Raw genomic sequence first — 13,116 nt, 5'->3', positions numbered from 1 at the left:
GGGTCACACCAGGTCGGCGTCGTGGGTGAGCAGCGCGATCTGCACCCGGTTGGCGACCTCCAGCTTGACCAGCAGCCGGGAGACGTGCGCCTTCACGGTGGCCACGCTGAGGTACAGCTCCGCGCCGATCTGGGCGTTCGACAGCCCGCGCCCGACGGCGAGTGCGACCTCCCGCTCCCGGTCGCTGAGCAGGTCCAGCCGGGTCCGGGCGCGGGTCTGCCGGTCCTCGACCGGGCCGGCGGGGCGCACCGCCGAGACGTGGGCGATCAGCTGCCGGGTCACGGTGGGGGAGAGCATCGGCTCGCCGGCCGCCACCCGGCGCACGGCCTCCAGGATCGCCACCGGCGGGGTGTCCTTGAGCAGGAACCCGCTGGCTCCCGCCCGCAGCGCGCGGAGCACCTGGTCGTCGGCGTCGAAGGTGGTGAGCACGATGACCTCGGGGGCGTCCGGCCGGGCCTGCAGCAGCTCGGTCGCCGTCAGCCCGTCGGTGCGCGGCATCCGGATGTCCATCAGGACGACGTCCGGTGAGCTGGCCGCCACGGCGGCCGGCACCTCGTCGCCGTCGGTGGCCTCGCCGACGAGCGCCAGGTCCACCGCCCCGCCGAGCACCATGGCCAGGGCAGCGCGCACGAGCGGGTCGTCGTCCACGACGAGGACCCGGACCGGTCCGCTCACGCCGTCTCCGGCCAGGGCAGGTCGGCGCGCAGCCGGAACTCCCCGTCGGTGGTCCAGCCGTGCTCCAGGTGCCCGCCGCCCAGGCTGACCCGCTCCAGCAGGCCCACGAGGCCCGTGCCGGCGCTGGGCAGCGGGACGGCGTGCTCACCGCCGGCCGGCGTCGGGTTGCGCACCTCCACCGTCAGGCCCGTGCCCGGGCCACCGGAGACCAGCACGGCCGCCACGGTGCCCGGCGCGTGCTTGCGCACGTTGGTCAGCCCCTCCTGGACGACGCGGTAGGCGTTGCGGCCGGTGGCCGTCGGGGCCGAGCCGAGCTCGGGCACCCGGTACTCCGCCCGCACCCGCACCCCGGCGCGCCGGCACTCCTCGATCAGCGCGGGCAGGTCGGCCAGGGTGGGCTGGGGGCGGGTGCTCGGGTCGCCGTCCCCGCCGTCGCGGAGCACCCCGATCACCTCCCGGAGGTCCTCCAGCGCCTGCCGGGCGCTGGCCCGGACCACGCCGGCGGCCTGGGCGACCTCCGCGGCAGGGGCGTCGGGGCGGAACTCCAGCGCGCCGGCGTGCATGCTGAGCAGGGACAGCCGGTGGGCGAGCACGTCGTGCATCTCCCGGGCGATCCGGGTGCGTTCCAGATGGCGGGCCTGCTCGACCCGCAGCTGCTGCTCGTCCTCCGCGCGGACCGCCCGTTCCCGCAGCGACACCACCAGCTGGCGGCGGGCCCGGACGAACATGCCCCAGGCCACGACGGCCGCGATGAGCACGACGCCGAACCCGAGGAACAGCGGCAGCGGCATGCCCTCGATGGGGCGCAGCAGGCAGTAGGCGACGAAGGCCGCGAGGTTCAGCCCGGCCAGGGCGAGCACGGGCGGGAGCCGGCGGTGCACGGCGACCGTGAACAGCGCGATCAGCACCGCTGCGCCGCTCATGTCGGAGAAGCTGCCGATCAGGGCCAGCACCACGGCCACCCCGACCGGCCACCGGCGCCGCCACCACAGCAGCAGGCAGCCGACCGTCCCGGCCACGACGTCGGCGAGGATCAGCGCATCCGGGTGCGGACCCGGCTCGCTCAGCGTGATGCCCACGACGACCATGCCGAAGGCGAGCGCGAACAGGAACGCCGCGACGTCGACCGCCCAGTCGCGGACCGAACGCCGGACCCGGCGGCGCCGGCCGGTGCCGGACGTGCTGTCCGGGCTCCGCTCGGGGGCGGCACCGGGGTCGGCCAGCAGCTGGGCCGGCACCAGGGAGGGGTGCTCCACACCCGGGGCGGGACCCGCTCCCATCGCCACGGTCACAGGGGGAGGCTACGGACCCGGGGCCGGTCCGCGGTACCGACCAAGGTCTAGGCCTGCGCGGTCGGGAGCGGGGTGCGGCGCTTGATCACCTACTTCCGGCTGATGCGCACGACCGGCCGGCCGGAGCAGGCTCTGCACCATGATCACGATCGAGCACCTGACGAAGAGGTACGGCGCGCAGGTCGCCGTCTCCGACGTCTCCTTCTCCTGCGCGCCGGGCACCGTCACCGGCTTCCTCGGGCCCAACGGCGCCGGCAAGTCGACCACGATGCGCACCCTGGTCGGGCTGGCCGAGCCCACCAGCGGCACGGCGACGATCGCCGGCAGGCACTACCGCGAACTGCCGAACGCCGGCCGCGAGGTCGGGGTGCTGCTGGACGCCGGTGCGCAGCACGCCGGCCGCACCGGCCGGGAGGCGCTCACCCTGGCGGCCATGGTCCTCGGCGTCGGCCGGGACCGGGTCGACGAGGTGCTCGACCGGGTGGGCCTCGCCGGCCGCCCGGCGGGCAAGCGGCTGGGGAACTACTCCCTCGGCATGCGGCAGCGGCTGGGCCTGGCGACGGCGCTGCTCGGTGACCCGCAGGTGCTGGTGCTCGACGAGCCGGCCAACGGGCTGGACCCCGAGGGCATCTTCTGGATGCGTGGCCTGCTGCGCGGCTTCGCCGACCGCGGCGGCACGGTGCTGCTCTCCTCCCACCTGCTGCACGAGGTCGAGGCGGTCGCCGACCAGCTGGTGGTGATCTCCGGCGGCCGGATCGCGGCGCAGGGCAGCAAGTCCGAGCTGCTGGCCGGCACCGGCGGCACGCTGGTGCGCGGGCCGGACCGGGCGCTGCTGGGCCGAGCCCTGGAGGTGGCGGGCATCGGCGTCACGGCCGGCCCGGACGACGCCCTGGTGGCCGACGCAGAGCCCCTCGCCGTGGGGCAGGCGGTGGCGGCGGCGGGCGTCGTCCTCACCGAGCTGCGGCCGGCCGGGGGAGCGGGGCTGGAGGACCTCTTCCGCTCGCTCACCGGCAGCGGCCAGCAGGTCCAGGAGGTGCTGGCATGAGCACCGCGACCCTGGACGCCGACCGGCCTGTCACCGGGGCTGCGCGCATCGCGCCGTCCTTGGCCACGCTGGTGCGGGTGGAGCTGCGCAAGTCCCACGACACGCGCGCCGGGCGCTGGCTGCTGATCGTCATCGGCCTGGCCGTGCTCGCCGTCGTCGCGATCTCCCTGTTCGTCGAGGACGTGCCCAAGACGTTCTCCGACCACTTCGGCTTCACCCAGCTGCCGATCAGCATCCTGCTGCCGGTGCTCGGCATCCTGCTGGTCACCAGTGAGTGGTCCCAGCGCACGGCGATGACCACGTTCACCCTGGTGCCCCGGCGGTCCCGGGTGCTCGTCGCCAAGGTGCTCGCGGCCGCGCTGCTGGCGGTGCTCGGCGTGGTCGTCGCGGCCCTGGCGTCCGTGGTCGCGACGGTGCTCACCCCGGTCTTCTCCGACGCGGAGCAGGACTGGGGCATCACCGGGGCCCTGGTGGGTCAGGTGCTCGTCGTCCAGGTGGTGACCGTGCTGGCCGGTGTCGCGTTCGGCATGCTGCTGCTCAGCTCGCCCCTGGCGATCGTCCTGTACTTCGTCCTGCCGACGGTGTTCACCATCCTGGTCAGCCTGGTGGCCGCACTGGACTGGGTGCAGGACTGGCTGGACCTGTCGACCACCTCGATGCCGCTGTTCCAGGACGGCCTGGACGCCCAGGGCTGGCTGCAGTTCGGCACCTCGGTCGGGCTGTGGGTCCTGCTGCCCATGGCGATCGGCTGGCTGCGCATCCAGCGGTCGGAGATCGCCTGAGCCGGCGGTCGGCGGCGGGGGTCGCCCCGCCGCCGACCGGTCAGGCGTGCTCGCCGGGCATCCGCACCTGACCGCTGAGGTGCCGGGCGGTGTTCACCAGGCCGACGTGGCTGAACGCCTGCGGGGTGTTCCCCAGGTGCCGGCCGGTCCGGGGGTCGTACTCCTCGCTCATCAGGCCGAGGTCGTTGCCCAGGCCCAGGAGCCGCTCGAACAGCTCCCGGGCCTCGGCCGTGCGGCCGATGCCGTTGAGCGCGTCGGCGAGCCAGAAGCTGCACAGCAGGAAGGGCGCCTCCTCACCCGGCAGCCCGTCGACCCGGCCGTCGGCGGTGGTGTCGTACCGGAGCAAGAAGCCGTCGGAGGTGAGCTCGCGCTGGACCGCCTCCACGGTGCCCACCACCCGCTCGTCGTCCCAGGGCAGGAAACCGACCGTGGGGATGAGCAGCAGCGCGGCGTCCAGCCCCTCGGAGCCGTAGAACTGGGTGAACGTCCGGCGCTCGGCGTCGTAGCCCCGGGCGCAGACGTCGTCGTGGATCCGCTGGCGCAGCTCCCGCCAGCGCTCGACCGGCCCGTCGAGCCCGTGCCGCTCCACCGCCTCGACGGCGCTGTTCACCCCGGCCCAGGCCAGCACCTTCGAGTGCACGAAGTGCCGGTCCGCGCCGCGGACCTCCCACAGGCTGGCGTCGGGGCGGTCCCAGGCGGTCTCCAGGAACTCCATCAGCTCCCGCTGCACCGCCCACGCGTCCTCGGTCGGGCACAGGCCCGCCTCGCGGGCCAGGTGCAGCCCCTCGAGCAGCTCGCCCCAGACGTCGAGCTGGAACTGGCCCGCGGCGGCGTTGCCGACCCGCACCGGCAGCGACCCCTCGTAGCCCGGCAGCCAGGGGAGCTCGTACTCCGGGATCCGCCGGGACCCGTCCAGCGCGTACATGATCCGCAGGTCGGCCGGGTCGCCGGCGACCGCACGCAGCAGCCACTCCCGCCAGGCCTCCGCCTCCTCCAGGTAGCCGGTGCCGAGCAGCGCCTGCAGCGTGAACGTCGCGTCCCGCACCCAGCAGTACCGGTAGTCCCAGTTGCGGCTGCCGCCCAGCTCCTCCGGCAGGGAGGTGGTGGCGGCAGCGACGATCCCGCCGGTGGGGCGGTAGGTCAGCGCCTTGAGGGTGATCAGGGAACGGCGGACCGCCGGCCCCCAGTCGCCGTCGTAGCTGCACCGGCTGATCCACTCCGCCCAGAACTCCTCGGCGCTCTTCAGCGCCGCCTCGGCCTCGACCGGCTCGGGTCGCGGCAGGTGCGAGGCGTGGTGGGTGAGCACGAACGGGACGCGCTCACCGGCGGTGACCTCGAACTCGGCGGAGGTGGTGTGGTCCTCCCCGTGCAGCTGCACCGGCGTGGCCAGGGAGATCGCGTCCGGGCCGGCGACGGCGACCAGGTCGCCGTCCACCGAACGCACCCAGGGCACCAGGTGGCCGTAGTCGAACCGGAGGACCAGGTCCAGCCGCATCGACACCCGGCCGGACACGCCCTCCACGATCCGGACGACGTCCGGGCGCTCGCCCCGGGGCGGCATGAAGTCGACCACCCGGACGGTGCCGGTCGGGGTCTCCCACTCGGTCTCCAGCACCAGGGAGTCGCCCCGGTAACGCCGGCTGGTGCAGCTGCCCCCGTCGGCCGGTGCGAGCTGCCACCGGCCGTTGCGCTCGTCGCCCAGCAGGGCGGCGAAGCAGGCAGCGGAGTCGAAGGACGGCAGGCACAGCCAGTCGATCGAGCCGTCCTTGCCGACCAGCGCGGCGGTCTGCAGGTCCCCGATCAGTCCGTAGTCTTCGATCCTGCTGGGCACGGGCAGTTCCTCTCGAGTGGGTCGGCGGGGGCTGCGCCGCGGCCATGACACGAGGACATGGCACGAAGAAGGCGCCCAGCGCCCCCTACCGACCTGCTCCGTCCGGCAAACCCCGCGCAGCCACTGGTATGACCGTTATCCCCAACTCACCGCCGGACATTGCGCTCGACGAGCGAGAACAGCAGCAACAACGGGGGAGGCGCTGAGACCTGTGGACCGCCGCGGAGCCGCGGCGGTCCACACCCGGTGCCGCCGCAGACCTCAGCGGCGGTCGGTCGGCGTCGGGGCGGCTCGTGAGGTGGCTCGGTCCCGGCTGACCGGTCCGTCGTCCGGGTCGTCGTCGGGGACGTTGTCCTGGCCGCTGGTGCGCTTGCGCAGCCACCGGGCGACCGGCACGTCGGTGGAGCTGTGCACGACGATCGACACGGCGACCACGGCGGCGATGATGGCGAACTCCTCCTGCGCCTCGGGTGCGCCGCTCTCCAGCACCAGCAGCCCGTAGACCACCGAGGCGAAGCCCTTCGGTCCGAACCACGCCGCCACCACCCGCTGGTTCATCGGCAGTCGCGACGTGGTGAGGGAGGCGAGCAGGGCCGCCGGCCGGACGAGCACCAGGGAGAGTGCGGCCAGCACCCAGCCGCCGATCGGCACGCTGCCCAGCAGCGCCGGGGTGAGCAGGCCGCCGAAGACGAGCAGGGCCAGCAGCTTGGCCGCCTCGGACAGCTGCTCGCCCAGCTCCGCGAACCCCTTCCGGACCTCCGGGAGGATCGTCGCAAAGGTGACCCCGCCGACGAAGGCGGCCAGGTAGGGGTTGGTGTGGGTCAGTTCGGCCACGCCGAACAGGGTCAGGCCGGCGGCCAGCACGAGCAGCGCCGGCGCTGCTGTGGCGTTGAAGCCGGGCAGCCTGGTCAGGCCCTTGATCGCGAAGGGGACGGCGATGCCCAGCGCCACGCCGCCCACCAGCTCGCCGATGAGGACGAGCGGCTCGGTGGAGCCCTGCGGCGTCCCGCTCTGCGCCAGCAGGATCAGCACCACCGGCAGGGCCAGGCCGTCGTTGATGCCGCTCTCCACGTTGAGCAGCCGGCGGAGCCGCTGGGGGATCTCGTCGCGCTGCACGATGGCGGCGGCGAACACCGGGTCGGTGGGGGAGAGGACCGCCCCGATCAGCAGCGCCGGGAGCCAGCCGAGGTCGGTGACGAGCACGGTGAGGGCGGCCAGGCCCAGCGCCGTCAGCGGCATGGCCAGCAGCAGTGCCCGCCCGGCCAGCCGCGCGGTGCTGCGCACCTCTGCGACGGAGAGGTGCTGACCGTCGGTGAACAGCACGGTGACCAGTGCGATCGAGGCGAGCGTGGAGACGAGCGGGTTGTCGGCGTGGATGTCGACCACGCCCAGCGCCCCCGGTCCCAGCACGGCGCCGGCGACGAGCACCAGCAGGGACGTGGACAGCGGGGTGCGGGCTGCCAGCCCCGAGAGCAGGGCGGCCAGCGCGAGCACGACACCGAAGGTCGCCAGGAGCTCCATGCTGGTGTCCCTACCTGGTTGCTGCGTGCATCAATCCCCGGGTGTCCCATCCCACCCGGCCGCCGGGCCCATGGCCGGAGGCTGCTTCCCGTCGGTGGCGACCTCTAGCCTCGGCCCCGTCGCACGGACCGCTGACCAGCAGGGAGACCGCCATGAGCACGCTGCCTGACCGACCGAACACCGCCCTCGTCGTCATCGACGTCCAGCAGGGGGTGGTGGCCGAGGCGCCCCGCCGCGACGAGGTCGTCGGCAACATCGACGCCCTGGTCGAGAAGGCGCGGGCTGACGGGGTGCCGGTCGTCTGGGTGCAGCACTCCGACGAGGAGCTGGTGCAGGGGAGTGACGAGTGGCAGTTGGTCCCCGAGCTGGTGCGGGCGCAGTCCGAGCCGCTGGTGCACAAGTCCTACGGGGACTCGTTCGAGGGCACCGACCTCGAGGACGTGCTGGCCGACCTCGCGGTGGGCCGCCTGGTCGTGGCCGGGGCGGAGTCCGATGCCTGCATCCGGTCGACGATCCACGGGGCCTTCACCCGGGGCTACGACGTGACGCTCGTCGGCGACGCGCACACCGCCGGCGACAAGAGCGCCTGGGGTGCGCCGCCGGCGGAGCAGGTCATCGCGCACACGAACTTGTACTGGCAGTTCCAGTCGGCGCCCGGTCGTACGGCCGCCGTGGTGGAGACGAAGGAGGTGGCGTTCACCGGCTGAACTGCCTGCGGGGGAGTGACCTGCTCGGGTAGCCGATGTGACCGATGTCCGCGCTCAGGTCAGGTGAGTTGCTCGTGCCGGAACGTCTCGCCGTCGGGGTAGATGAGCTCGACCTCGAAGCAGTCCGCGGCGACGTGCTCGAGGAAGCTGCGGGCGGTCCCGGCGGGTGCGACCGGGAGCAGTACCGCGATGGAGTCGACGGTGGTCCGGTCGTCGAGGGTGTTGGCTGCGTACCGGTAGGCGGCTGCCTGAGCCCACGCGTGAGCGACGGTGACGACATCGGCGGCGGCCTTGGCCTCTACGACGCGCCGGACCGTCGGCTCGTACACGTCGGCTCGCAGCTCACCGATGGGGTGTTCTCGCAGGTAGCGGTGCCGGAGTGTCGCGACATACGCGGCGACGAGGTCCGCTTCGAGCTGCTGGCGGGCGGGTGAAGCCGGTGGCTGAGCGGCGACGGCCTCGGCCCGCTGGGCGAAGCGGCCGGCTGTGTCGAAACGTGACGGCAGGACCGTCCGCTGCCAGTAGACCCGGCTGCTCTTGAGTTCGTGACCCTTCAGCAGGGTGTGCATGGCCTCGTAGACGTCGCAGTGCCGGTAGCGGCCGCCGAGCTCGTCGAACGACTCCCAGATGGACCGGCTGCCGCCCGGTCGGTCGTTGCGGGTGCACGGCCACGGCAGAGCCAGGACGGCGGCCGCGACCTCATGGAGGGGCGCGGGGGCGGCGTCGCCGAGGCGGGGGCGGCGCATGCCCTCGCGGGCGTAGAACATCAGGTCGGTGCGTTCGAGGTCCAGGACGGCGCGGGTGACGGCCAAGGTGGCCTCATCGGTGTAGCCGCGAGCCTTGAGGTGATCGATGACCTCGCTCCACTGCAGCGGATCTTCCCCGAGATGCTGCTCGATGTAGCGGGTCGCGACGGCGATGACGTGGTCGAGGTCCTGCGAGGCAGACGCTGTGCTCACGAACTCGAACGCTACTCAGACGGTGGGAACAGCCGCGGGGAGCGGGTCGTCTCTCCACTACTTGACATAATGTTGATTATCGGCGCACGGGAACAGGCTGGTGAGAGGGGTTCGCTGGGGCGCGCCGGCCGGTCCGGACGTCGCGTGTCTCGTCTCGCCATGATCGCCGGCCGCGACGCGATCCGGCGATCCGGCGATCCGGCGATCCGGCGTCTGGCGTCCTCGGTTCGGCTTGTGCCGCGTGCTGCGCTGCCTCGGCGTCGTTGGTCTGCGGACGTCGACGATCCGACCACTGGACTGGTCGATCACCCGAACCGGCCTCAGTCTGATGATCGTGCCGAGTTCGTCGTCGACCTCGACCGTCGGCGACCTCGGCTCTCCATGCCCGACTCCCCTGGACCAGCCAGCCAGACCACAAAACGTCACTCTGACGCAATGGCGGCTCCCTGAGGGGCGCGTGGCACATGGTCGTCACCGACGTGACGCCGCGGACGGGAGTCGTCGGCCGACCCGGCACGGTCGCGCCCCCGTCGTCGGCCGGACACCTCCTGTCGGGTCGAGTCGAGTCGGGCGTGACGCAGACGAGCCCCCGACACCACTCCCCCCGAGACCACCTGGGCGCGGGTGATTAACGTCACAGTGACGCAAAGGCGGCCGACTCCGTGGTCAGCCGCCGCACGGCTCAGCCGGCGGACTTGCCGTTCAGCCAGAGCCGGTCCAGCCGACCGGTCGACCGCACCAGGTCGGCCAGGGAGCGCTCGAGCTCGGCCTTGGTCGGCTTCTCGGTGAGCAGCGTCTGGACGTCCTCGATGGCGCAGCGCAGTTGGTACAGCCGGTCCTGGAGGCCGTCCAGCTCCGCCCGGGTCACCAGGACGACGTCCGCGGACAGCCCGGCCTTGGCCGTCGCCGACCGCTGCTCGTACGCCCGCTGCCGGCACGCCTGGCCGCAGTAGAGCCGGGGCCGTCCCACCGACTCCTGCGCCGGCAGGACGGTGCGGCACCAGCCACACCGTCGCTCTGCACCCTCGGTGCGCCGTGTCCGAGAGGCCGGACGGGCCTCGACGCCCTGCTCTACCGCCACGGCAGGGACGGTAGACGCCCGGTCCGGTCGCCCGCCGCGGACACGCCCGAGCCCGTGTCCCGGTGATCACCCGTCCCAGCACCTGGACCACCTCCGACACCCCTGAGGTCAGCGCACTAGCGTTGGGGGTGTGCCGGGCTCGCGCTACGCCTTCCTCGACGGGCCGACCCCGGTGGCGATGCCCCACCGCGGTGGGGCCATCGAGCACCTGGAGAACACGCAGCCGGCCTTCGAGGCGTGTGTGGCCATGGGCTACCGGTACCTCGAGACCGACGTCCGGGTCACCTACGACGGCGAGCTCGTCGTCTTCCACGACCCCACGCTGGACCGGGTCACCGACCGCACCGGCCGGGTGGACAGCCTGCCCTGGCGGGAAGTGCGCACGGCGCTGATCGGCGGCCGCGAGCCGATCATGCGACTGGAGGACCTGCTGGGGTCCTGGCCCGACGTCCGGTTCAACCTCGACATCAAGGCCGCCGGGGTGCTGGCGCCGCTGGTGCACACCATCCGGCGGCTCAAGGCCGAGGACCGGATCTGCCTCGGTTCCTTCTCCGACGCCCGCATCGCCGCGGCGCGGCGCCTGTTCGGCCCGGACGTCTGCACCTCCCTGGGCCCCAAGGGCGTCGCCGCGCTCCGGCTGTCCTCCTACTCGCCGCGCGCCGCGGGGCTGGTGCGGATCCAGGCCGGGTGCGCGCAGGTGCCGCTGGCCCTGGGCGGTCGGCCACTGGTCGACGAGCGGTTCATCGCCGCAGCGCACGCCCGCAGCCTCCAGGTGCACGTCTGGACGGTCGACAGCGAGGCGGAGGCCACCGAGATGCTCGACCTGGGCGTCGACGGCGTGATGACCGACCGGCCGGGGATGCTGCGCGACCTGCTGGTGTCCCGGGGGCAGTGGACCGGCGCGTGAGCGTCGTCCACCGGACGGCGGCAGAGCGACCAGTCGTGCACGACGCGGACGGGCAGCCGGGCCGGTGCTGGACCGCCGTCCCCCAGCCTGGCACCCTGCGCCGGTGAGCGCCGCCCCGCAGGTCGACCCCGCACCGACACCGGATCGGGCGCTGCGCCGCGAGCGCGCCGGTTGGTACTCCTACGACTGGGCGATGTCGGTCTTCAACACCTCGGTGACGACCGTCTTCCTCGCCCCGTACCTCACCTCGATCGCCGAGGCGGCCGCCGACGCCGACGGTCGGATCCACCCGCTGGGCATCAGCGTCCCGCCGGGCAGCTGGTTCGGCTACGTGCTGTCGCTGTCGGTCGTGCTGCAGGTGCTGGTGCTGCCGATCACCGGGGCCGTCGCCGACCGCAGCGGCGCCAAGCGGCAGCTGCTGGCCACCTTCGCCGGAATCGGCTCGCTGTGCACCATGGCGCTGTTCTTCGTCGCCGACGAGCGCTACCTCCTGGGCGCCGCGCTCTTCATCGCCGCCAACCTCTCCTTCGGGGCGGCGACCGTCGTCTACTACTCCTGGCTGCCCGACCTGGCCGGTCCGGACGAGCGGGACGCCGTCTCCAGTCGCGGGTGGGCCTGCGGCTACCTCGGTGGGGCGCTGCTGCTGGCCGGCAACCTGGCGCTGTTCTCCCAGTACGAGGGGCTGGGCCTGACCGAGGGTGAGGCGGTGCGGATCTGCCTGGCCTCGGCCGGCCTCTGGTGGGCCGGGTTCACCGTGGTCAGCGTCTCGCTGCTGCGCAACCGGCGGCCGCGGGAGTCCGCGGTGGAGGCACGACCCGGGCAGGGCGCGCTCTCCGGCGGCTTCCGCCAGCTCGGGGCGACGCTGCGCGACCTGCGGCGGTACCGGCTGACCCTGTGGTTCCTGGGCGCCTACCTGCTCTTCAACGACGGCGTGCAGACGATCATCGGGGTGTCCGCGCAGTACGGCGCGGAGGAGCTCGACCTGGACCAGTCGACGCTGATCTCGGCGATCCTGCTCGTGCAGGTGGTCGCCTTCTTCGGTGCGCTCGCGATGGGCCGGATCGCCATGGTGATCGGCGCCAAGCGCACGGTGCTGGGCAGCCTGGTGCTCTGGGTCGGGGTCCTGGTCGCGGCGTACTTCCTGGAGTCGGGCGCCGTCGTCCAGTTCTACCTGCTGGCCGTGTGCATCGGCTTCGTGCTCGGCGGCACCCAGGCGCTGTCCCGTTCGCTGTTCAGCCAGCTCATCCCACCGGGCAAGGAAGCCGAGTACTTCGGCTTCTACGAGATCAGCGACCGTGGCACCAGCTGGCTCGGCCCGTTCCTGTTCGCCCTGACCTACCAGCTCACCGAGTCCTACCGGTACGCCATCTTCAGCCTCGTCTTCTTCTTCGTCGCCGGCGGCTGGCTGCTGGCCCGGCTGGACATGCGCCGCGCGATCGTCGAAGCCGGCAACACCCCTCCGGAGCGTCTGTGACCCCCACTCCCCCCGCCGGCCAGCTCGCCGCCCTCGACGCCTCCCTGGACGTCGTCCCGGCCGCCGGTGACCGCCGCCGGCACCCGGCCCCGGCCCACCTGGTCTTCTTCCACGGCCCGATGGACTGCGGCAAGTCCACCCTCGCCCTCCAGGTCGACCACAACCAGAGCCGGCAGGGCCGGCACGGGCTGCTGCTGACCCAGGGCGACCGCTCCGGCACCCCGCAGATCAGCTCCCGGGTCGGGCTGCAGCGGGAAGCGGTCGAGCTGGACGCCGACACCGACGTCCGGCTGCTGGTGCGCGACCGCTGGGCGGCCGGGCACCGGGTCGACTACCTGATCGTCGACGAGGCGCAGTTCCTCACCGGCGCGCAGGCCGAGCAGCTGGCCGAGCTGGTCGACGAGTCGCACGTCGACGTCTACGCGTTCGGGCTGACCACCGACTTCCGCACCCGGCTGTTCCCCGGCACCCAGCGGCTGTTCGAGCTGGCCGACGACGTGCAGCGGGTGCAGGTCGAGGTGCTCTGCTGGTGCGGGCTGCCCGGCCTGCTCAACGCCCGGGTGGTCGGTGGCGCCGTGGTGCGCGAGGGGGCCACCGTGGTCGTCGCCGACACCGCACCGGCGCCGGGAGCGCCGGCGGCCGTGGCCGAGACCCCGTCCGTGGGGGACGCCGCCGTCCGCTACCAGGTGCTGTGCCGGCGGCACTTCCACCGCGGTCAGCTGGGGCCCACGCCGACCGGGCCAGGGCAGCTCGCCCTGCGCTGAGCCGGTCGGGTGCTCCCTCGTCGGGGGTGGTTGAGCGCTGAGACATCACCCCGTGCGATGATGTTCGACTGACGACAC

Annotated in this window: 12 protein-coding genes; 6 read left to right on the top strand and 6 right to left on the bottom strand. The window is 73.1% G+C overall.

From position 1 onward, the window contains the following. Window positions 1–3: 3 nt before the first annotated feature. On the bottom strand, window positions 4–675 hold the full coding sequence (locus FB380_RS17925) for a response regulator (RefSeq protein WP_166756699.1): 672 nt from the start codon (window positions 673–675) through the stop codon (window positions 4–6). Further along, entirely contained in the window at window positions 672–1,967 is a 1,296-nt protein-coding gene (locus tag FB380_RS17920; RefSeq protein WP_229682222.1) for a sensor histidine kinase, read from the bottom strand. Before FB380_RS17920 ends, FB380_RS17925 begins: the two co-directional genes overlap by 4 nt. A 139-nt stretch (window positions 1,968–2,106) precedes the next feature. Here FB380_RS17920 and FB380_RS17915 point away from each other — a divergent pair, with 139 nt between their 5' ends. Further along, complete coding sequence (locus FB380_RS17915) at window positions 2,107–3,012, top strand: ABC transporter ATP-binding protein (RefSeq protein ID WP_166756698.1); 906 nt, start codon at window positions 2,107–2,109, stop codon at window positions 3,010–3,012. Further along, window positions 3,009–3,794: an ABC transporter permease gene (locus FB380_RS17910; RefSeq protein WP_166756697.1), complete on the top strand. Its 786-nt coding sequence runs from the start codon at window positions 3,009–3,011 to the stop codon at window positions 3,792–3,794. The genes FB380_RS17915 and FB380_RS17910 overlap by 4 nt, the downstream gene beginning before the upstream one ends. Window positions 3,795–3,834: 40 nt before the next feature. Here FB380_RS17910 and FB380_RS17905 read toward each other — a convergent pair whose 3' ends face one another. Together FB380_RS17905 and FB380_RS17900 are read right to left on the bottom strand one after the other, a co-directional pair. Next, window positions 3,835–5,625: a glycoside hydrolase family 15 protein gene (locus tag FB380_RS17905; RefSeq protein WP_166756696.1), complete on the bottom strand. Its 1,791-nt coding sequence runs from the start codon at window positions 5,623–5,625 to the stop codon at window positions 3,835–3,837. Window positions 5,626–5,886: 261 nt separating this feature from the next. After that, window positions 5,887–7,146, bottom strand: a complete 1,260-nt coding sequence (locus FB380_RS17900) for a cation:proton antiporter (RefSeq protein WP_166756695.1) — start codon at window positions 7,144–7,146, stop codon at window positions 5,887–5,889. A 152-nt stretch (window positions 7,147–7,298) separates the two neighbouring features. On the opposite strand from FB380_RS17900, the gene FB380_RS17895 reads away from it, so the two are divergent. Continuing rightward, window positions 7,299–7,853, top strand: coding sequence for an isochorismatase family protein (locus FB380_RS17895; protein WP_166756694.1), 555 nt, complete (start codon window positions 7,299–7,301; stop codon window positions 7,851–7,853). Between the two features lie 59 nt (window positions 7,854–7,912). Here the strand turns inward: FB380_RS17895 and FB380_RS17890 are convergent, their stop codons facing one another. Both FB380_RS17890 and FB380_RS17885 read right to left on the bottom strand, forming a co-directional pair. Beyond that, window positions 7,913–8,812 (bottom strand): hypothetical protein, encoded by a 900-nt coding sequence (locus FB380_RS17890; RefSeq protein WP_166756693.1) that lies wholly within the window; start codon window positions 8,810–8,812, stop codon window positions 7,913–7,915. 682 nt (window positions 8,813–9,494) lie between these two features. Further along, window positions 9,495–9,782 (bottom strand): hypothetical protein, encoded by a 288-nt coding sequence (locus FB380_RS17885; protein WP_166756692.1) that lies wholly within the window; start codon window positions 9,780–9,782, stop codon window positions 9,495–9,497. A 241-nt stretch (window positions 9,783–10,023) separates the two neighbouring features. On the opposite strand from FB380_RS17885, the gene FB380_RS17880 reads away from it, so the two are divergent. The 3 genes from FB380_RS17880 to FB380_RS17870 all read left to right on the top strand — a co-directional run bounded on the left by FB380_RS17880 (window position 10,024) and on the right by FB380_RS17870 (window position 13,038). Further along, window positions 10,024–10,800: a glycerophosphodiester phosphodiesterase family protein gene (locus FB380_RS17880; RefSeq protein ID WP_188959651.1), complete on the top strand. Its 777-nt coding sequence runs from the start codon at window positions 10,024–10,026 to the stop codon at window positions 10,798–10,800. A gap of 103 nt (window positions 10,801–10,903) precedes the next feature. After that, entirely contained in the window at window positions 10,904–12,274 is a 1,371-nt protein-coding gene (locus tag FB380_RS17875) for an MFS transporter (protein WP_166756691.1), read from the top strand. Beyond that, window positions 12,271–13,038 carry a thymidine kinase gene (locus tag FB380_RS17870; RefSeq protein ID WP_166756690.1) on the top strand — a complete coding sequence of 256 codons (768 nt, stop codon included), beginning with the start codon at window positions 12,271–12,273 and terminating at the stop codon, window positions 13,036–13,038. Before FB380_RS17875 ends, FB380_RS17870 begins: the two co-directional genes overlap by 4 nt. Window positions 13,039–13,116: the final 78 nt, after the last annotated feature.

This window comes from Modestobacter marinus, assembly GCF_011758655.1.
In the GTDB taxonomy this organism is placed as follows: Bacteria; Actinomycetota; Actinomycetes; order Mycobacteriales; family Geodermatophilaceae; genus Modestobacter; species Modestobacter marinus.
Note: the sequence above shows the minus strand (reverse complement) of the source record. Positions and strands in the feature narration are given on the sequence as shown.